Raw genomic sequence first — 19,523 nt, 5'->3', positions numbered from 1 at the left:
TAGGCTCTGGGTATGCGCTACGAACTCGTCATCTTCGACAACGACGGTGTGCTCGTCGACAGCGAGCCCATATCCAACCGTCTCCTGGCCGGCTACCTGACCGAGCTGGGGCATCCGACGACGTACGAGGAGTCGATCCGGGACTACATGGGGTCCGCGATGCACCGGATCCATGAACTGGTTCTGGAACGCAGCGGACAGCGCCTGCCGCAGGATTTCGACGATGTCTTCCACACGCGGGTCTTCGCCGCGTTCGAGCAGGAACTGAAGCCGGTCGCCGGCACCACCGAGGTGCTGGAACGGCTCACGGACGAGGGCGTGCCGTACTGCGTGGCGTCGTCCGGGAGTCACGAGCGGATCCGGGTGGGGCACCGGACCACGGGGCTCGACCGGTGGTTCGACGAGGAGCGGATCTTCAGTTCGCAGGATGTGGGGCGGGGGAAGCCCGAGCCGGATCTGTTCCTGCACGCGGCGCGGACGATGGGCGTCGCCCCGGAGCGGTGCGTGGTCGTCGAGGACTCGCCGCTGGGCGTGCAGGCGGCCGTGGCGGCCGGGATGGACGTGGTCGGCTTCACCGCGATGACGCCGGCGGAGAAGCTGACGGGGGCCACCCGACTCTTCCGGGACATGGGGGAGTTGCCCGACCTGCTGCTCTGACCGATGGCGGCGGGCGTCGTGGCTGACATTTGTCACGCCGACCTCCGGACGATCGTTTCTACTGGGGGACCCCTGGGTGCCACGAGGCTGAGGGCATGACGACGAAGACGAACACGACGCGCGCCCACCTCGCCCCCCTGATCGTGGATGTCGCGGTTCCCCTCGGGTCGTTCTACCTGCTCAAGGACGGCTTCGGGACGAGCACCCTCGCCGCGCTCGCCTGGAGCAGCGTGGGGCCGGCGCTGCGGACCGCGTGGAGCGTGGTGAGGGAGCGCACGGCCAACGGGCTCGCGCTGCTGATCCTCGTGGTCAACGTCGTCGGCCTGGTGCTGAGCTTCGTCTCCGGTGACCCGCGGCTGATGCTGGCGAAGGACGGCGCCGTCAGCAGCACCGTCGGGATCGGGATCCTGGTGTCCGTGGCGCTCGGGAGGCCGATGATGACGGCGGCAGTGCGGCCGCTGATGGTGCGGGGCGACGCGGCCCGGGACGCCGCCTGGGAGCGGCTGGTGTCGGGGACCCGCACCGGTTCGGCGGTCTTCCGCCGCAAGGAGAGGCTCTTCTCGGTGGTGTGGGGCGTGGTGCTGCTCGCCGAGTGTGTGGCGCGGGTGGTGGGCGCGTACACGCTGCCCGTGGACACCATGGTCTGGCTGGGCGGGGTCTTCGTCGCCGTCGCCATGACGATCGGTTTCACGGTGAGCGGCGGCCTGGCGGTGGAGACGATGAAGCGGCTGCTCGCGGACGAGGTGAAGTCAGCCGAGGAGGCCGTCCCGGCTCCCGCGCGCGCCCTCGCCCTCGCGGGCCAGGGAAGTTGAGCGTAATTCATCTTTGGCTGGATCTACCCAGCGGTAGCCCGGGGCCCTACGCTCGCCGCCATGACAGAAGTCCTGCGGCGCGGCCGGGCCTCGTTGGCGTTCAGCTTCTTCGCCCAGGGGGCCGCCTTCGCGCTGCTCGTGACCCGGATCCCGGCGATCCAGGACCGGTACGGGGTCTCCGACGCGCTGCTGCCGGCCTTCCTGGCGGCGGTGCCGGTCCTCGCCGGGGCCGGCAGCGTGGCGACCGAGCGGCTGGTGCGGCGGTTCCGGCCCAGCGGGGTGCTGCGCTGGTCCCAGCCGTTGGTGCTGCTGGCGCTGGTCGGGGTCGGCGCGGGCGACGGGATGGCCGTGCTGGGGCTGTCGCTGGCGGTCTTCGGGCTGGCCGTGGGCGCGTTGGACGCCTCGATGAACATGCTCGGGGTGAGTCTGCAGCGGGCGTACGGGCGCAGCATCATGCTGAGCTTCCACGCCTCCTACAGCCTGGGCGGGATCGTGGGGGCCTCGCTGGCGTGGGCGGGGGCGCACTGGGAGCTGGCGCTGTGGGTGTCGTACCTGCCGGTGGTGGCGGTGCTGGTACCGGCGGTGCTGGTGGGGAGCCGGTGGTACGTCGACGGGGTCGGCGCGGACAGTGCGCACAGTGGTGGGCCGCGGGAGGCGGGGGACGCGGGCCGGGGGGACGGGGCCGGTGTCGTCTTCAAGCTGCTGCTGCCGCTGTGCCTGGTGATGGCCTTCGCCTACATCGGCGACTCGACCGTCTCCAACTGGAGCGCGAAGTACCTCCAGGACGTGCTGGGCAGTTCGGAGCAGCTGGCGACCGTGCCGTACAACGTGTACATGGTGACCACGTTGGTGGGGCGGGCCATCGGAGACTTCGGGGTGCGGCGGTTCGGGGCGGTGGCGGTGGTGCGGGGCGGCACGGTGGTGGCCGCGGCGGGTTTCGCGGTGGTGGCGGGGGCGCCCGGGGCGTGGGTGGGGATGCTCGGGTTCACCTGTGTGGGGCTGGGGTTGTGCGTGCTGGTGCCGCAGACCTTCGCGGCGGCCGGGCGGCTGTTCCCCGGGGCGTCCGACGCGGCGGTCGCGCGGCTGAACATCTTCAACTACGTCGGCTTCCTGGTCGGTTCGCCGCTGGTGGGGTCGCTCGGCGACGTGTGGAGCTACCGGGGGGCGATGCTGGTGCCGATGGTGTTGGTGCTGGTGACGTTGGTGTACGCCCGGTCGTTCGCGGCTCAACCGGACCGATACGGTGGCGCGTATGAGCGGCCGCGCACAGCTGATGTGGGACGAGGCAGTAACGGGCTATGACTTCGGGTCCGAGCATCCGATGGATCCGGTTCGGCTGAGGCTGACCCGGAGTCTGGTGGAGGCGTTGGGGCTCGACCGCGAGGTGGAGGTCGTCTCGGCGAAGCCGGCCGGGGACTCCACGCTGCGGCTGGTGCACCGGGAGGACTACATCGCGGCGGTGAAGGCGGCCTCCGTGGATCCGGGCTCGGCCGACACGGCGTACGGGCTGGGCACGGTGGACGATCCGGCCTTCGCCGGGATGCACGAGGTCTCGGCGTTGATCGCCGGGCAGTCGGTGGGGGCGGCGGAGGCGGTCTGGCGGGGCGACGCGCTGCACGCGGTGAACTTCGCGGGTGGCCTGCACCACGCCATGCCCGGGGGCGCGTCGGGGTTCTGCGTCTACAACGACGCGGCCCTCGCGATCGCGCGGCTGCTGGAGCTGGGGGCCGAGCGGGTGGCCTACGTGGACGTCGACGTGCACCACGGGGACGGGGTGCAGGCGGCGTTCTGGGAGGACCCCCGGGTGCTGACGGTCTCGCTGCACGAGCACCCTCGGACGCTGTTCCCGCAGACGGGGTGGCCGGAGGAGACCGGGGCGGAGGGCGCCGCGGAGGGGTCGGCGGTGAACGTGGCGCTGCCGGCCGGGACCGGGGACGCGGGGTGGCTGCGGGCCTTCCACTCGGTGGTGCCGGAGCTGATCGCCGACTTCCGGCCGGACGTGCTGGTGACGCAGCACGGCGCCGACACGCACTTCGAGGATCCGCTGGCGCATCTCGCGGTGTCGCTGGACGCCCAGCGGGCCGTGCAGGTGGCGTGTCATGAGCTGGCGCACGCCTGGGCCGGGGGCCGGTGGGTGGCGCTGGGCGGCGGCGGGTACGCGGTGGTGGACGTGGTGCCGCGGTCGTGGGCGCATCTGGTGGGAGTGGCCGCGGGGAAGCCGGTGGAGCCGGAGACGGTGATCCCGGAGAGCTGGCGGGCGGAGGTCTTCGCGCGGACCCGGCAGCTGGGGCCGGTGCGGATGACCGATGGCCGGTGGCCCGTGGGGTGGGCGGAGTGGGAGGCGGGATACGACCCCGCCGACCGGTTGGACCAGGCCGTGCTGGCGACCCGGCGGGCGGTGTTCCCGTTGCGCGGGTTGCTGGCGTGAGGAGCGCCCCCGAGGGCGAGGGTGTTCCGGTGGGGTCGGCGGTCTTGCGGTGGTTCCCCGAGGGTGAGGGTGTTCCGGTGGGGTCGGCGGTCTTGCGGTGGTTCCCCGAGGGTGAGGGTGTTCCGGTGGGGCCCGCGGCCTCGCGGCGTTCCCCCGACGGTGGGGTGTCGGGGGCATTCGCCGGTGGCGGGAGGCGGGGCGGGAGGAGTATCGGGGGGTGGTCAGTGGGTGCGGGTTGCGGCGGCACTTGGTGGGGGCCCGGCTGGCCGGGGTGGTGGGGACGCCGCGGGAGGTGAGCCTGCGCAGATACCGGGCGTTCGCCGCGGGGGACCCCCGGGTGGTGCTGGGGGTGGGGCCGCTGGGCCGGTGGGGGACGGCGGAGGTGCTGCGGCTGATGGGGGAGCGGTGCGGGAGGGGGCCCGAGGTGGCGACGGGGGACGAGTACATCGATCCCGGGCTCACCATCAGCGGGTTGGACGCCTTCGCCGAACGGGTGGGAGACGTCGCCGGGCGCCGGGGTGCCGTGCTGATCGGGACCGGGCACCCGGGGCGGCTGCTCGGGTTCTACGCCGGGCTCGCGTACGCGCTGTCGGCGGCGGGATGTACCGTCCTCACCCCCGCGTATGGTCGCTGTGTCGACATAACGACCCGGTTCGGTCTACGTACGCACCGTCTTGTGTACGCACGGGGAGTCGGGTTCCTGCGGGAAACCGGTGGCGGTCGCGCCGGTCGTGCGACCGGCGCGCACACCCACTCACCCCTGCCGGTCCGAGTCGCGCTCGGAGCCCTCGCGGAGGCCGGCGGACCGCTGCCTCAGCTGGTGATCGGAGACCACGGATGGCTCTGTGGGGCAGGTCAGCTGGGGTTCGAGGCCATCGGGCTCGCCGACGTCGACGACCCGGCGCCGTTCGTGGGGGAGGCCGAGGGGGTCGTGTCGGTGGTCGTTCCGCTTGATGACGCTGTGCGGTCTGTTTACTACCGGCCGCTTACCCGCTACGTACTCAATCGGGCGTGTCTGTCACAGTAGGCCGTTGATGGGTGCACCTCTTCCCCACTCGCATCACCCGCCCCTAGTCTGGGGAGTGAGCACGCAGCGACGAAGAGTCACCGGAAGGGGAAGCCGGTGGCCGTCGAGTCGAGTGCGGAAGGTTCAGGTGTGTCATGGCTGCTGGCGAGAGGCCTCTGAGCGAGGTTCAGTTCCTTACCGTGGCGGAAGTCGCCGCGGTGATGCGAGTGTCCAAGATGACCGTGTACCGGCTGGTGCACAGCGGTCATCTGCCCGCGATCCGGGTGGGGCGGTCCTTCCGCGTCCCGGAGGACGCGGTTCACGAGTACCTCCGCGATAGCTATGTGGGGGTGGAAACCGCCTAGCTCCACACCGGGGAGGTTCGTGTACCCCGTGTCCCGGACCTCCCCGGAAACCCTCGATTAACGACCTCGGCGCTCGGGCGGGTAGGCTAGCCCCTCGTAGGTCGTGTGGGCCCATGGCGCCCAAACACCGAGTGATGAGAAGTGAGCGAGGGTAGTCGTGGGCTCTGTTATCAAGAAGCGGCGCAAGCGGATGGCCAAGAAGAAGCACCGCAAGCTGCTCAAGCGCACGCGCGTTCAGCGTCGCAACAAGAAGTAAGGCGACGCGCCGAGCGTTACGAGCGCGGTTCGACCCCCCACCTGATAACGGTGGGGGGTCGTTCTTCTGTCCGGACCGGCGGTCATCACAGGGCAACATCGAACCGCTAGGTTGGCTCCACGGGGGAACGCGGTGGACGATGCGGAGTACCAGGTCCTGGAAGAAAGGCGCTGATCTTGGGCAAGGTCGTGCTCGTGACCGGAGTGGCCCGCCAACTGGGAGGCCGGTTCGTACGACGGATCCAGCGTGACCCGGGCGTCGACAGGGTGATCGCCGTGGACGTGGTGCGGCCCGAGCACCGGCTCGGTGCGGCCGAGTTCGTCCAGGCCGACATCCGGCAGCCAGGGATCGCCCGGGTGCTCGCCGAGAGCGGCGCCGACACCGTCGTCCACCTCGACGTGACGGCCACCGCGCTGGGCAGCGGCAGCCGGGCCACCGTCAAGGAGACCAACGTCATCGGCACCATGCAGCTCCTCGGTGCCTGTCAGAAGTCGCCCGGTGTGCGCCGGCTCGTCGTCAAGAGCAGTACGAACGTGTACGGCTCCGCGTCGCGGGACCCGGCCGTGTTCACCGAGACCACGGCGGCCAAGTCGCTGCCCAGCGGTGGGTTCGCCAAGGACACCGTCGAGGTCGAGGGGTACGTGCGCGGCTTCGCGCGGCGGCGGCCCGACGTCGCGGTGTGTGTGCTGCGCTTCGCCAACATCCTCGGCCCCACCGCGGAGACCCCCCTGGCCTCCTATTTCTCGCTGCCGGTGCTGCCGACGGTGTTCGGCTACGACCCCCGGCTGCAGTTCGTGCACGAGGACGACGCGATCGAGGTGCTGCGGATCGCCTCGCACGAGCCGATGCGGGGCACCCTCAACAGCGGCACCTTCAACATCGCCGGTGACGGCGTGCTGACGCTGTCGCAGTGCTCGCGGCGGCTCGGGCGGCCCACCGTGCCGCTGCTGCTGCCCGCCGTGACCTGGGCCGGGTCGCTGGTGCGTACGCTGGGAATGACGGACTTCTCACCCGAGCAGATCCGGCTGCTCACCCACGGCCGGGTCGTGGCGACGGACCAGATGCGCGAGACGCTGGGGTTCGCGCCGAAATACACCACCGCCGAGACCTTCGCGGACTTCGCGCGCAGCCGGGGACCCGGACTGCTGCCCCCCGAGGCCCTTGCGGGGGCCGTCGACCGGATCGCCGCCCTGTCCGTCCCGGGCGGCGGTCACCCCCCGATGCAGAGCGCCGACTGACGCGCGGTGCCAACCGAGGAGCGCATCAACGATGGCGGACGCCAAGGTCATTCCGTTCGACGACGACCGGTCTCGCGGGGGCGCCGGACAGCGGCCGGCCCGGCGCAGGGGCGGGGGCGGGGGGAGCCGACGCACGGCCGGCGGCGAGCAGACCGTGCCGGTACGGGAAGTGAGCGAGTTGCGCGGGGTACCGGAGGCCGGCGCGGTCCCGGCCCTGCCCAGCGGGTCCGTGGCGCAGGAGGACGGCCGTGTGACGGATGAACGGGAGCCGGAGCGGACCGAGGCCGCCTCGGCGCTGGAACGCCGTCTGGCGAGCGGCCTGTCCTTCCTGCGCCGGCGCCTGACCGGGGACTACGAGGTCGACGACTTCGGCTACGACGAGGAGCTGACCGACCAGGTCCTGATGTCCCTGCTGCGGCCGGTGTACGAGAAGTACTTCCGGGTCGAGGTGAAGGGCATCGAGAACATCCCCGCCGAGGGCGGAGCGTTGATCGTCGCCAACCACTCCGGCACGCTGCCGCTGGACGGGCTGATGATGCAGGTCGCCGTGCACGACCGGCATCCGGCCGGGCGGCATCTGCGGCTGCTCGCCGCGGACCTGGTGTTCGTGCTGCCCGTCGTCAACGAGCTCGCCCGCAAGCTGGGCCACACCCTGGCCTGCGCCGAGGACGCGGAGCGGCTGCTCGGGCAGGGGGAGCTGGTCGGGGTGATGCCGGAGGGCTTCAAGGGCATCGGCAAGCCCTTCGGGGAGCGGTACAAGCTGCAGCGGTTCGGGCGGGGCGGCTTCGTCTCCACGGCCCTGCGCCGGGGTGTTCCGATCATCCCGTGCTCGATCGTCGGGGCGGAGGAGATCTACCCGATGATCGGCAACGCCAAGACGCTGGCGCGGGTCCTGGGCTTCCCGTACTTCCCGCTCACGCCGACGTTCCCGTGGCTCGGGCCGCTGGGGGCGATCCCGCTTCCGACGAAGTGGACGATCCAGTTCGGCGAGCCGATCGCCACGGACGGCTATCCGCCGGAGGCAGCCGAGGACCCGATGCTGATGTTCAACCTGACCGACCAGGTCCGCGAGCAGATCCAGCACACGCTCTACAAGCTGCTGGTGCAGCGGAGGTCGGTGTTCTTCTGACGGTGAGCACGCGGTGGGGACCCTGCCCGGAGAAGGGCCCCCACCGCGTGCTCACCGTCGGCCCGGCCTAGCCGGCGTCCTCGCTGTCGATACCGAGGCCCGGGAGGAGGCCCGGCAGGAGGGGCCGGATGGTGACTTCCGGCTCGGGGGCGGGGGAGGGGCTGGTCGGGGCGGTGGTCGAGGTGTCCTCCAGCGGGTCCAGGAGACCACCGGTGCTGCCGCCCAGGAGGCCGTCGTCCTCGGACGTGGAGTCGGCCGGCTTGCTCGGGCCGCTGCCGGTTTCGCCGGCACCGGGAGCCTCGGTGCCACCGGTGCGGGGCGTGCTGGAGCCGCCGGTGCCGGAGGTGCCGGTGGACGACGGGCCGGTGCCCTGCCGCTGATCCGTGCCGCCGCCGCCCTGGGTGGGGGGCTGCGGGAGGATGGACTGCAGCGGGGCGACTTCCTGCTCTATGGCGTCCAGGACCGACGAGACCTCCTCGCTGACGTCGCCGAGCTGGACCGGCAGCCGCTGGCGCAGGGCGCTCCACGCCTCGCGGTGGGAGCGGGAGAACGCGTCCAGGGCCTGCATGGGGCCGAGCGAGTCCGGGTCGCGCTCGTAGGCCTCGTGGAGCAGGCGGTGGCCCTCGGAGGCGTCGTGACGCATGCCGGACAGCGTGCGGCGGATCTCGCCGAGGGACTCGTGGTCGAGATGGCCGCTGCGGCCGCGCTCCATGAGGCGGCGGGCCTCGCCGAGACGGGTCGAGGCCTGGTCGAGATAGGCCTCGCCGCGTTCGCTGTCGTCGTCGCTGAGGTAGTTGAGCTTGAAGTCCTCGATGCCTCGCTTCAGGCCGTAGAGGGAGTCACCGGGGAGGGCGTCGGAGCTGGCGGCGGCGACGCCGCCGAAGGCCCCCGCGGCGACGCCGACGCTGAGGCCGCCGGCGGTGAGTCCCTTGGCGAGCCGGGAGCGCGGCCGCAATCTGCCCAGCGCGGTCGCCCGGTGTGCTCCCCTGCTGCGGCTTCGCTGTTCGGGTACCGAAGGGTCAGCGGCTTCGCCTCCGAGCGTGCCCTCCTGCAGCATGGCCTCCATCGCGGCGACCAACTGCGCCCGCTGGACGACCTTGACCTCCGGGTCGAGCTCCGGTCTGGGCAGCTCGGCGAGACCCGTGGCCAGGGCCAGGAGGTGGCCCTGCTCGGTCTGGTCGGCGGCCGGTGCCGGTGGCGATCCCTCGGACTGCTCGGCCGCCGTGCCCCGCTCGGACTGCTCCTCCAGGGCCTGGGCGAAGGCGTTCGCCCGCCGGTGCGCCGATACGTTCGCGATCACTGGCGGCACCTCCTCTCGTCATCACGGTCGACTCCCCGGGGATTCTCGGGGTTGCACGCACGCGGCCGGGTGGTCCCGATCGGGTGATCGGGGCCGGTCGGTACGTGACCACAGGGAGCCTGCATCCCGCACAACGAGTGGCGCGGCACTTGGGTTACGGACTGCGGATGATCGGATCGGGAAGTCAACGGACTGTCACTGACCGTGAGTTGGAAATCGCGGAGTGTGAGGGAGTGGCTGTGTGGGGTCGGCTCAGCGGGCGTCGTCCGGCAGGAGGCGGGCGAGGGTCCGGACGGCGCGGTACTGGAGGGTCTTGATGGCGCCCTCGTTCTTGCCCATCACCCGGGCGGTCTCGGCGACGGACAGACCCTGCAGGAAGCGCAGGGTGACGCACTCCTGCTGCTGGGGGTTGAGCCGGCGCACGGCGTCCAGGAGGGCGGCGTTGGAGAGGGACTCCAGGACGGAGTCCTCGGGCGAGCGCTCGACCTCGTTGGCGTCGAGCATCTCGCCGGTGGTGATCTCCAGCCGGAAGCGGCTGGACTTGAAGTGGTCGGCGACCAGGTTGCGGGCGATGGTGACGAGCCAGGCGCCGAAGTCGCGGCCCTGCCAGGTGAAGGTCCCGATGCGGCGCAGGGCGCGCAGGAACGTCTCACTGGTGAGGTCCTCGGCGGTCGCCTTCCCGCCGACGCGGTAGTAGATGTAGCGGTAGACGGTGTCGCTGTACTGGTCGTAGAGGCGGCCGAAGGCGTCGGCTTCGCCGGCCTGGGCGCGCTCCACGAGGTCCATCATCCGGGCGCTGTCGCTGTCGGCGGCGGGCCGCCGGGCGGTGGTGGCGGCGCCGGCGGCCGTGCGCCCGCGTCTGCCCACCGCGGCGCTGCCGTCGGCCAGTGCGTAGCACGGGCCGACGGGGGCGGCGGCGAAGGCGGGGACGGCGTACGCGGTGGGGACGAGATCGCGCAGCGTCTCCTTGACCGTTGCGACGGTCGCGCGCAGCGTAGCCAGGCCCGAGGCGTCAACCCCGACGTGTGGGTACACGGGACTCCCAGAGGCAGAGCTTCCATCACGTGCAGTACGGAACCTTTCACCCGTCGTAGCGACGGAGGGGTTACCGGATTGCGTCTGAGGAGAATAACGCTTCGTGCAGGGCCTGCTACACCCAGTTGCTCAAATCATCGATTACGTCGCTTCCGTAACCGATTGACGCCCGACCAAGTGCCGCAGAGTGACCGCTTGTTGATCGAAATTCTTCGGATTTCCGGTCGGTCCGGGGCGTGTTGTGGCTGTGCGCGGACAACAGGGCTGGAGGGGGCGGAAACGGGGTACGACCGTCGGATTGGCCGGCTCCCGGGCCTGGCGTGACTGATGTGACCGGGTGTGCGCGTTCCAGCCGCTATCCGGCCGGGATCCAGCGCGACCGGCCGGGATCCAGCGCGACCGGCCGGGTGTCAGCGGCGGCGGCGGTGCAGCGCGATGGCCGCCGCGGTGCCGCCGGCCACCGCGCCGACGCCGGCCGCGGCCGGGATGCCGACCTTGGCGGCCTTGCGGCCGGTGCGGTAGTCGCGCAGGCGCCAGTCCAGGTCGCGGGCGTGCCGGCGCAGCTTGGCGTCCGGATTGATCGCGTAGGGGTGGCCGACCAGGGACAGCATCGGGATGTCGTTGTGGCTGTCGCTGTAGGCGGCACAGCGGGAGAGGTCGAGGGCCTCGGCCGCGGCGAGGGCGCGGACCGCCTCCGCCTTGGCGGGGCCGTGCAGCGGCTCACCCACCAGCTTGCCGGTGTAGACGCCGTCCACCGACTCCGCGACCGTGCCGAGCGCGCCGGTCAGGCCGAGGCGGCGGGCGATCACCTGGGCGATCTCCACGGGGGCCGCGGTGACCAGCCACACCTTCTGGCCCGCGTCCAGGTGGGCCTGAGCGAGCGCCCGGGTGCCGGGCCAGATGCGCTCGGCCATGTACTCGTCGTAGATCTCCTCGCCGATCGAGGTCAGTTCGGAGACCCGGTGGCCCTTGACGATCGACAGGGCGGAGTCGCGGGCGTCCTGCATGTGCTCGGGGTCCTCGACCCCCGCCATCCGGAACCACGCCTGCTGCCAGGCGAACCTGACCAGGTCGCGCGTCTCGAAGAACTTCCGCTTGTACAGGCCCCGGCCGAAGTGGAACAGCGCGGCGCCCTGCATGACGGTGTTGTCCAGGTCGAAGAACGCGGCGGCGCGATGGTCGCCGGGGACCGGGAACTGCGGTTCCTCCTCGGCGATCTCCTGGGTGTCCTGGGCGGACTTGCGCGCGGCCTCCGCCGAGGCCTCGCCTGCCAACACGCTCCGCGCCGTGGCGGAGCGCCTACGGGGGGTGAGCCATCCGAGAGCGGCCATGGCGTGAGCATAGCCAGTTTGTTCGGTGGTTCGGTCGGCGGCGAGGTTCGCCAGGTGTGAACTCTCCGCGACCGTCCCGTTAAAGGGATCGTTGCGCCACCTGGGCACCAGGGGCCGTCCGGCCCGCTCCGGTTCCGGGCCGGACGCGGGAGAATGGCCGGCATGAGTCCCCTCTTTCGCCGTAAGGGTCCCGCGCCCCGGGACCGGCTCGTCACGCTCATCGGCAAGCCCGGGTGTCATCTGTGTGATGACGCACAGATCGTCATCGAGAAGGTCTGCGGGGAGCTGGGTGTTCCGTGGGAGAAGAAGGACATCACCGAGGACCCCCAACTCCACGACCAGTACTGGGAGCAGATCCCCGTCGTGCTCGTCGACGGAGCGCAGCACACCTTCTGGCGCGTGAACGAGGAACGGCTGCGCCGGGAACTCACCGGAAACTGACCGACCAGTACAAGTGGCTGGAAATGTCGCTTAGGATCGACGGCGACTTGGTCTCGGGGGCGGGATTCGTGAGGAGAGTGACCGATTTTGCCCCCGAGAAGAGAGGAACGCGGGCCCATGTGTCCCGGTTCCCCGCGAGCGCGGCGAAGCCGCGTGACCCCGGTCACGTTGGCCGGGCAAATCGGACACAATCTTTGTGCACGCGTTCACAAAGACATAGCCTGCATTCGACGGGGCGGTCCGGGGACGTATGGCCGCCTGCAGCCCCGCTCTACCCGCAGGAGCACCGTGGCAACTGGCCGAACTCACCGACCGGCGACCCGTAGCCGAGGGATTCCCGAGGCCACCGTCGCCCGTCTTCCGCTGTACCTTCGCGCGCTGACGGCACTGTCCGAGCGCTCGGTCCCCACGGTCTCCTCCGAGGAGCTCGCGGCGGCGGCCGGCGTCAACTCGGCGAAGCTGCGCAAGGACTTCTCGTACCTCGGGTCGTACGGCACCCGCGGCGTCGGCTACGACGTCGAGTATCTCGTCTACCAGATCTCCCGGGAACTGGGGCTCACCCAGGACTGGCCGGTTGTGATCGTCGGTATCGGTAACCTCGGCGCCGCGCTCGCCAACTACGGGGGGTTCGCCTCGCGCGGCTTCCGGGTGGCCGCCCTGATCGACGCCGACCCCTCGATGGCCGGGAAGCCCGTGGCCGGGATCCCCGTCCAGCACACCGACGACCTGGAGAAGATCATCCAGGAGAACGGCGTGTCCATCGGGGTCATCGCCACCCCCGCAGGCGCCGCCCAGCAGGTCTGCGACCGGCTCGTGGCCGCCGGGGTGACCTCCATCCTGAACTTCGCGCCGACCGTGCTGTCCGTGCCGGACGGCGTCGACGTGCGCAAGGTCGACCTCTCCATCGAGCTGCAGATCCTCGCTTTCCACGAGCAGCGCAAGGCCGGTGAGGAGGCCGCGCTGCCCGACGCCGCGGCGCCGGCCGCCGTCACCCGCGGCGGGAGCGCCGCCGAGCAGGGGCCCGACGGGGACGTACCCGCCGTGATGCCGGCATGAGTCTCCTCGTCGTCGGGCTGAGCCACCGCAGCGCGCCGGTCAGCGTGCTGGAGCGGGCCTCGCTGGGCACGGACGCGCAGGTCAAGCTGTTGCACGACACCGTCGCCGCGGAGCCGGCCACCGAGGCCGCCGTCCTGGCCACGTGCAACCGCATCGAGCTCTACGCCGACGTGGACAAGTTCCACGCGGGCGTCGCCGAGCTGTCCACGCTGCTCGCCCAGCACAGCGGGGTCGGCCTGGACGAGCTCACCCCCTACCTCTACGTGCACTACGAGGACCGGGCCGTCCACCACCTCTTCTCGGTGGCCTGCGGGCTGGACTCGATGGTCGTCGGCGAGGGCCAGATCCTCGGCCAGATAAAGGACTCCCTGGCCAGGGCGCAGGAACAGCACAGCGCCGGCCGGCTGATCAACGACCTGTTCCAGCAGGCCCTGCGGGTCGGCAAGCGGGCGCACTCCGAGACCGGCATCGACCGCGCGGGGCAGTCCCTGGTCACCTTCGGTCTGGAGCAGCTGGCCCGGAGCGGCGAGGTGCGGGACTGGGCGGCCGGCAAGAAGGCCCTGGTCATCGGCGCCGGTTCGATGTCCTCGCTGGCCGCGGCGACGCTCGCGCGCGCCGGTGTCACGGAGATCGTCGTCGCCAACCGCACCTTCGAGCGGGCCGAGCGGCTCGCCCAGATCCTCTCCGAGGGCGACGGCACGGACGTGGCGGCCCGCGCGGTACCGATGGAATCGGTGCCGGCCGAGCTGACACGTGCCGACGTGGCCGTCTCCTGCACCGGAGCGACCGGCCTGGTGCTCACCGCCGAGGCGGTCGCCACCGCGGTGCAGGGACGCGTGGGCCGGGTCCCGGCCGCGCCCTTCGGCGCCGACGGGGCACCGCCCGCGCTGGCCCACGCCGCCCGGGTACCGGCGGGCCAGTCCGGCCGCGGTGGGGAGGACAACTGCCCGCTCGACCTACCGCCCGTGCAGACCGGTTTCTCCGTGCTCGGCGAGGCCGCCGTGGCCGGGATGGACGCCGCGACCCTGGAGCAGCACGCCGTCTGGGTCGACAAGGGGACCGTGGTCGAACGCCGGGACGACGTCCGCGCCGACGCGGAACTGATCACCGCGCTCGCCGCGACCGCCGCCACCGTCGGGCGGATCCCCGAGCGGCGCCGGCCCGAGGCGGTCGCCGACGCCGTACGGCCCGAGCCCGCGCTGTTCCTGCTCGACCTGGCCATGCCGAGGGACATCGACGCGGCCGCGCACCGGCTCGCCGGCGTGCGGCTGGTGGACATCGAGTCGCTGGCCGAGACGTCGGCGGACGCGCCCATGGCCTCGGACGTCGACCAGGTGCGGCGGATCGTCTCCGACGAGGTCGCCGCGTTCGGCGCCGCCCAGCGGGCCGCGCACATCACCCCCACGGTGGTGGCGCTACGGGCCATGGCCGCGGACGTCGTGGCCGGCGAGATCGCCCGCCTGGACGGGCGGCTGCCCGGCCTGGACGACAAGCACCGGGCCGAGATCACCCAGACCGTGCGACGTGTCGTGGACAAGCTGCTGCACGCGCCCACCGTCCGGGTCAAGCAGCTCGCGGCCGAGCCCGGCGGCGCCGGGTACGCGGACGCGCTGCGGACCCTGTTCGACCTCGACCCGGAGACGGTGGCCGCCGTGTCGCGGGCCGAGGACAGCACCGATGAGAACGCGAAGAACCGAGGCCCGGTATGAGTGACGAGGCACTGAGGCCCTTGAGGCTCGGCACGCGGCGCAGCAAGCTCGCCATGGCCCAGTCCGGGCAGGTCGCGCAGACCGTGCGCCAGGTGACCGGACGGCCCGTCGAACTGGTCGAGATCACCACGTACGGCGACGTCTCGCGCGAGGCGCTGGCGCAGATCGGCGGCACCGGTGTGTTCGTCACCGCGCTGCGCGACGCGCTGCTGAAGGGCGAGGTCGACTTCGCGGTCCACTCGCTCAAGGACCTGCCGACCGCCCAGCCGGACGGGCTGGTGCTGGCGGCCGTACCCGAGCGCGAGGACCCGCGCGACGTGATCGTCGGCCGGGACGCGCTGAAGTTCACCGACCTCCCGCGCGGGGCGCGCATCGGCACCGGTTCGCCGCGCCGCATGGCGCAGCTCAACGCGTACGCCCGGGCCCACGGCCTCGACATCGAGACCGTGCCGATCCGGGGGAACGTCGACACCCGGATCCGGTTCGTGCACGACGGCGAACTGGACGCCGTGGTGCTGGCCGCCGCCGGCCTGAACCGGCTCGGCCGGATCGACGAGGTGACCGACTTCCTGTCGGTCGACACCGTGCTGCCCGCCCCCGGCCAGGGGGCACTGGCGATCGAATGCTCCGCCGATCATGCGGAGTTGATCGCCGCGCTCGCCGAACTCGACGACCCGTTCACCCGGGCCGCCGTGACCGCCGAGCGGTCCCTGCTCGCCGCCCTGGAGGCCGGCTGCAGCGCCCCTGTGGGCGCACTGGCCGACCTCCTGGTCGACGGGCAGATTGTCAAGGAAATGCGCCTGCGGGGCGTCGTCGGTACGACCGACGGCTCCCGCACGGTGCAGCTGTCCACCACCGGTCCCGTGCCCGAGACGCATGACCAGGCGATGACGCTCGGTCGCGAACTCGCTGCCGAGATGCTTGCCCAGGGCGCGGCCGGTCTGATGGGGGAGCGAGCACATTGAGCCCCACCACCGTTCCTGCCGCCGGCCTCGAACACGGGCACGTCACCTTCCTCGGTGCCGGACCCGGGGATCCGGGACTGCTGACTCTGCGCGCCGTGGAGGCGCTGGCGAACGCTGACGTCGTCGTCGCCGAGCACGAGGTGCTCGACGTCGTGCGGGCGCACGCCCGGGCGGGCGTCACGCACCTGGACCCGGGCCCCTCGTCGGACCCCGTTCCGGGCACGGGCACGCCCCAGCCGACGGTCGTTGACGCCACGTCAACAACCGTTGGCGGCCCCGCCGTGCGGGATGCGGCACATCTTGTCATGGAGGCCGCGCGGGGCGGCAGGCGGGTCGTCCGTGCGGTGTCCGGGGACCCGGGACTTGATACGTACGCGGCGGCGGAAATGCTCGCCTGCGCGGCGGCCGGTGTTCCCTTCGAGGTGGTGCCGGGTGTCGCGGCGGCGGTCGGCGTGCCCGCGTACGCCGGTGTGCCGCTGCGGGACGCGCAGGGCGCGGACGTCCGGTTCGTGGACGCCCGTACCGCCTCCGACCGGTGCTGGACCGAGGTCGGCGCCTCGGACGGGACGGTCGTGGTGTCGACGACGCTCGACTCGGTGGCCGCGGCCGCCGGGGAACTGGTCGCGGCCGGCCGCAAGCCGGACACCCCGATGACCGTGACGGTCGCCGGTACGACGACCCGGCAGCGCACCTGGACCGCCACTCTCGGCACCATCGCCCAGACGCTGAAGCAGGCCAAGGCGCTGCCCTCCCCCGAGGGCGGCCGGCCGGTGATAGCCGTGGTCGGGGAGCGCAGCGCCCCCGCCCAGCGCGACCAGCTGGCGTGGTTCGAGTCCAAGCCGCTGTTCGGCTGGAAGGTCCTCGTACCGCGCACCAAGGAGCAGGCGGCGTCGCTCTCCGACCAGCTGCGCTCCTACGGGGCCGTGCCGCACGAGGTGCCGACCATCGCCGTCGAGCCGCCGCGCACCCCGCAGCAGATGGAGCGGGCCGTCAAGGGCCTGGTGACCGGCCGCTACGAGTGGATCGCCTTCACCTCGGTGAACGCGGTCAAGGCGGTGCGGGAGAAGTTCGAGGAGTACGGGCTGGACGCCCGGGCCTTCGCGGGCATCAAGGTGGCCGCGGTGGGCGAGCAGACCGCCAAGGCGCTCATCGCGTTCGGCGTGAAGCCCGACCTGGTGCCGAGCGGCGAGCAGTCGGCGGCCGGCCTGCTGGAGGACTGGCCGCCCTACGACCCGGTCTTCGACCCGATCGACCGGGTGTTCCTGCCGCGGGCGGACATCGCCACCGAGACCCTGGTCGCCGGGCTGATCGAGCTCGGCTGGGAGGTCGACGACGTCACCGCCTACCGCACCGTACGGGCCTCGCCGCCGCCGGCGGAGACCCGGGAGGCGATCAAGGGCGGTGGCTTCGACGCCGTGCTGTTCACGTCGTCGTCCACGGTGCGGAACCTGGTCGGCATCGCCGGCAAGCCGCACAACGTGACCGTCATCGCCTGCATCGGTCCGGCGACCGCCAAGACGGCCGAGGAACACGGGCTGCGGGTCGACGTGATGGCTCCCGAGCCGTCCGTGCACAAGCTCGCCGAGGCGCTGGCCGACTTCGGCCGCAGACGCCGGACGGCCGCGCTGGAGGCCGGCGACCCGGTGACGCGGCCGAGCGAGCGGAGGCCGGGGGCGCGCAGGCGCCGCGCGGCTACCTGAGGGTGAGGCGGAGCGTTCCTCGCGGGGGCGCTCCGCCGTTTCTGTCTCGCCGTGGCTAACCCTGCCCGCATGTCGGCACGCAGCGGTCAGACAGAGCCGAACTCCCCGGCCTTGACGCCCGCCACGAAGGACGAGAACGCGTCGGCGGTGAGGCGGAGAGCCGGACCGCTCGGGTTCTTGGAGTCACGGACGGGGACCACGCCGCGCGAGGCGACGAGGTTTGCGGCGATCTCTATGCACTGGCCGCCGTTGTTGCTGTACGAGGACGTGAACCAACGCGGGCTTCCGATCGTCACGGGGTGCCCTTTCGCAACTGGTTGATCATGGCCACGGATTCGGCCTGGGAGAGCGCTTCGGCCTGTAGTTGATGGTAGGCCGCCAGCATGGGCAGGACGAACCTGCTGTCCCGTTCCAGATGGCCCCGCTGGGCGGATTCGGCGTACGACATCAGCGAGCGGTCTGACATCGTGAGGACAGTGACCGGCAGGTCGAAGGGGCGGCGGACCCCCATGTCGAACGGCGCGACCTGGAGCACGGTGTTCGGCAGGTCTGCGAACTCGATCAGCCGCTCCAACTGGGCATTCATGACAGTGGGTGCGCCGACGGGCCGACGCGGACAGCTTTCGTCCAGCACCTCGGAGATCAGCGGCGGGGGCGTGCGGACAAGCGCGGTCTGCCGCTCCGAGACGAGCGTGACCTCGAGCGCAGGATTCCGCACTCCCTCCACAGCGCGGACAAGGACGAGAGCGGCGCCCGTGACCTGGGCATCTCGGTCCGGACGTACCGCAAGCACGTGGCGGCCCTGATGACCCGGCTCCAGGCGACCAACCGCTTCCAGGCGGCGCTGCTCGCCCGCGAGCGGGGGTGGTTCTGAGGCTCGGGCACCGAGGGCGGGACCAGGGCGGCCGACGCCGCGTCGGCAAGAGGGCGGCGCCGGCGGGCGTAGCTTGGGGAGTATGGCGAAGTACGGTTCCTTTCCCGGGGCGCGCCCGCGGCGGCTGCGTACCACTCCCGTCATGCGGCGCATGGTCGCCGAGACCCGGCTGCACCCGGCCGATCTGATCCTTCCCGCCTTCGTGCGGGAGGGGGTGAGCGAGCCGGTGCCGATCGCGGCGATGCCGGGGGTCGTGCAGCACACCCGGGACAGCCTGAAGAAGGCGGCCGCCGAGGCGGTCGAGGCCGGGGTCTCCGGGATCATGCTGTTCGGCGTGCCGGAGGAGAGCAAGAAGGACGCCGTGGGCACCTGCGGCACCGACCCCGAGGGGATCCTCCAGGTCGCCATCCGCGACGTGCGGGCGGAGGTGGGCGACGACCTGCTCGTCATGTCCGACCTGTGCCTCGACGAGACCACCGACCACGGGCACTGCGGGGTGCTCGACGCGCAGGGCCGGGTCGACAACGACGCCACCCTGGAGCGGTACGCCGAGATGGCCCAGGTCCAGGCCGACGCCGGGGCCCACGTGGTCGGCCCGAGCGGGATGATGGACGGGCAGATCGGGGTCGTCCGGGACGCCCTCGACCAGATCGGGCGGGAGGACGTCGCGATCCTCGCCTACACCGCCAAGTACTCCTCCGCCTTCTACGGCCCGTTCCGGGAGGCAGTCGGCTCCTCGCTGCGCGGGGACCGCAAGACCTACCAGCAGGACCCCGCGAACTGGCGCGAGTCCCTGCGGGAGCTCTCCCTCGACCTGGAGGAGGGCGCGGACATGGTGATGGTGAAGCCGGCCGGCCCCTACCTCGACATCCTGGCGCGGGTCGCCGACGCCGTGGACGTGCCCGTGGCCGCCTACCAGATCTCCGGCGAGTACTCGATGGTCGAGGCCGCCGCCGAGAAGGGCTGGGTGGACCGGGACCGGGCCATCCTGGAGACGCTGACCGGTATCAAGCGAGCCGGGGCGCGCAACATCCTCACCTACTGGGCGACGGAGGCCGCGCAGAAGCTCCGCTGACGTCCGGGGCCGGGCCGACGTCCGGGGCTGGGCTGAAGTCCGGGGCCGGGCCGAGGCCGCGGGTGAGGGCCGACGGGCCCTCGTCCCGCAGGCCCTCCCCGTCGTCGCAGGCCGTCAGCGAGAGCGCGGCCGTGACCGTCAGCGCG

General features: G+C 71.8%; 19 protein-coding genes and 1 pseudogene. 15 read left to right on the top strand and 5 right to left on the bottom strand.

The genetic code is table 11. From position 1 onward, the window contains the following. Window positions 1-12 precede the first annotated feature (12 nt). The 9 genes from ACSLTV_RS31045 (at window position 13) to ACSLTV_RS31005 (ending at window position 7,891) form a co-directional block, all read left to right on the top strand. Entirely contained in the window at window positions 13-657 is a 645-nt protein-coding gene (locus ACSLTV_RS31045) for an HAD family hydrolase (RefSeq protein WP_432134403.1), read from the top strand. A gap of 95 nt (window positions 658-752) precedes the next feature. Further along, window positions 753-1,469: a VC0807 family protein gene (locus ACSLTV_RS31040; protein WP_432134402.1), complete on the top strand. Its 717-nt coding sequence runs from the start codon at window positions 753-755 to the stop codon at window positions 1,467-1,469. Window positions 1,470-1,529: 60 nt separating this feature from the next. Beyond that, window positions 1,530-2,771, top strand: coding sequence for an MFS transporter (locus ACSLTV_RS31035; RefSeq protein WP_432134401.1), 1,242 nt, complete (start codon window positions 1,530-1,532; stop codon window positions 2,769-2,771). After that, window positions 2,722-3,897, top strand: a complete 1,176-nt coding sequence (locus tag ACSLTV_RS31030; RefSeq protein WP_432134400.1) for an acetoin utilization protein AcuC — start codon at window positions 2,722-2,724, stop codon at window positions 3,895-3,897. The genes ACSLTV_RS31035 and ACSLTV_RS31030 overlap by 50 nt, the downstream gene beginning before the upstream one ends. A gap of 217 nt (window positions 3,898-4,114) precedes the next feature. Beyond that, window positions 4,115-4,924, top strand: coding sequence for a phosphatase (locus tag ACSLTV_RS31025; RefSeq protein WP_432134399.1), 810 nt, complete (start codon window positions 4,115-4,117; stop codon window positions 4,922-4,924). Between the two features lie 134 nt (window positions 4,925-5,058). Then, window positions 5,059-5,268: a helix-turn-helix domain-containing protein gene (locus ACSLTV_RS31020; RefSeq protein ID WP_432134398.1), complete on the top strand. Its 210-nt coding sequence runs from the start codon at window positions 5,059-5,061 to the stop codon at window positions 5,266-5,268. Between the two features lie 157 nt (window positions 5,269-5,425). After that, window positions 5,426-5,524, top strand: a complete 99-nt coding sequence (locus ACSLTV_RS31015; protein ID WP_003948845.1) for a 30S ribosomal protein bS22 — start codon at window positions 5,426-5,428, stop codon at window positions 5,522-5,524. Between the two features lie 176 nt (window positions 5,525-5,700). Further along, window positions 5,701-6,762 (top strand): NAD-dependent epimerase/dehydratase family protein, encoded by a 1,062-nt coding sequence (locus ACSLTV_RS31010; protein WP_432134397.1) that lies wholly within the window; start codon window positions 5,701-5,703, stop codon window positions 6,760-6,762. A 31-nt stretch (window positions 6,763-6,793) separates the two neighbouring features. Next, window positions 6,794-7,891, top strand: coding sequence for a lysophospholipid acyltransferase family protein (locus tag ACSLTV_RS31005; protein ID WP_432134396.1), 1,098 nt, complete (start codon window positions 6,794-6,796; stop codon window positions 7,889-7,891). Window positions 7,892-7,958: 67 nt separating this feature from the next. On the opposite strand, the gene ACSLTV_RS31000 is transcribed toward ACSLTV_RS31005, so the two are convergent. From ACSLTV_RS31000 to ACSLTV_RS30990, 3 genes are all read right to left on the bottom strand, one after another. Further along, entirely contained in the window at window positions 7,959-9,191 is a 1,233-nt protein-coding gene (locus ACSLTV_RS31000) for a DUF5667 domain-containing protein (RefSeq protein WP_432157600.1), read from the bottom strand. A 252-nt stretch (window positions 9,192-9,443) separates the two neighbouring features. Beyond that, the gene (locus tag ACSLTV_RS30995) at window positions 9,444-10,226 is read right to left on the bottom strand and encodes an ECF subfamily RNA polymerase sigma factor, BldN family (RefSeq protein ID WP_432134394.1); all 783 of its coding nucleotides are present in this window, start codon (window positions 10,224-10,226) and stop codon (window positions 9,444-9,446) included. Window positions 10,227-10,636: 410 nt separating this feature from the next. Next, a complete protein-coding gene (locus ACSLTV_RS30990; RefSeq protein ID WP_432134393.1) occupies window positions 10,637-11,557 on the bottom strand; it encodes an HAD family hydrolase in 921 nt (306 codons plus the stop codon). 153 nt (window positions 11,558-11,710) lie between these two features. Here ACSLTV_RS30990 and ACSLTV_RS30985 point away from each other — a divergent pair, with 153 nt between their 5' ends. The 5 genes from ACSLTV_RS30985 to ACSLTV_RS30965 all read left to right on the top strand — a co-directional run bounded on the left by ACSLTV_RS30985 (window position 11,711) and on the right by ACSLTV_RS30965 (window position 17,428). Beyond that, window positions 11,711-11,998: a glutaredoxin family protein gene (locus tag ACSLTV_RS30985; RefSeq protein ID WP_432134392.1), complete on the top strand. Its 288-nt coding sequence runs from the start codon at window positions 11,711-11,713 to the stop codon at window positions 11,996-11,998. Between the two features lie 288 nt (window positions 11,999-12,286). Continuing rightward, on the top strand, window positions 12,287-13,054 hold the full coding sequence (locus ACSLTV_RS30980) for a redox-sensing transcriptional repressor Rex (protein WP_432157599.1): 768 nt from the start codon (window positions 12,287-12,289) through the stop codon (window positions 13,052-13,054). Further along, a complete protein-coding gene (locus ACSLTV_RS30975; RefSeq protein WP_435613318.1) occupies window positions 13,051-14,763 on the top strand; it encodes a glutamyl-tRNA reductase in 1,713 nt (570 codons plus the stop codon). Before ACSLTV_RS30980 ends, ACSLTV_RS30975 begins: the two co-directional genes overlap by 4 nt. Next, entirely contained in the window at window positions 14,760-15,728 is a 969-nt protein-coding gene (gene hemC / locus ACSLTV_RS30970) for a hydroxymethylbilane synthase (RefSeq protein WP_432134389.1), read from the top strand. Before ACSLTV_RS30975 ends, hemC begins: the two co-directional genes overlap by 4 nt. Further along, entirely contained in the window at window positions 15,725-17,428 is a 1,704-nt protein-coding gene (locus ACSLTV_RS30965; RefSeq protein WP_435613317.1) for a uroporphyrinogen-III synthase, read from the top strand. The genes hemC and ACSLTV_RS30965 overlap by 4 nt, the downstream gene beginning before the upstream one ends. An 86-nt stretch (window positions 17,429-17,514) precedes the next feature. Here ACSLTV_RS30965 and ACSLTV_RS30960 read toward each other — a convergent pair whose 3' ends face one another. Both ACSLTV_RS30960 and ACSLTV_RS30955 read right to left on the bottom strand, forming a co-directional pair. Then, window positions 17,515-17,724 carry a DUF397 domain-containing protein gene (locus ACSLTV_RS30960; RefSeq protein ID WP_435613316.1) on the bottom strand — a complete coding sequence of 70 codons (210 nt, stop codon included), beginning with the start codon at window positions 17,722-17,724 and terminating at the stop codon, window positions 17,515-17,517. Then, window positions 17,721-18,107: pseudogene (locus tag ACSLTV_RS30955) on the bottom strand (Scr1 family TA system antitoxin-like transcriptional regulator); the annotation flags it as partial. The pseudogene ACSLTV_RS30955 and the gene ACSLTV_RS30960, both read right to left, overlap by 4 nt. Before the next feature lie 277 nt (window positions 18,108-18,384). Between ACSLTV_RS30955 and hemB the strand changes: the two are divergent. After that, window positions 18,385-19,377, top strand: coding sequence for a porphobilinogen synthase (gene hemB, locus ACSLTV_RS30950; RefSeq protein ID WP_432134387.1), 993 nt, complete (start codon window positions 18,385-18,387; stop codon window positions 19,375-19,377). Window positions 19,378-19,523 lie beyond the last annotated feature (146 nt).

The sequence above is a fragment of the Streptomyces sp. bgisy159 genome, from assembly GCF_965341775.1.
Classification (GTDB): Bacteria; Actinomycetota; Actinomycetes; order Streptomycetales; family Streptomycetaceae; genus Streptomyces.
Note: the sequence above shows the minus strand (reverse complement) of the source record. Positions and strands in the feature narration are given on the sequence as shown.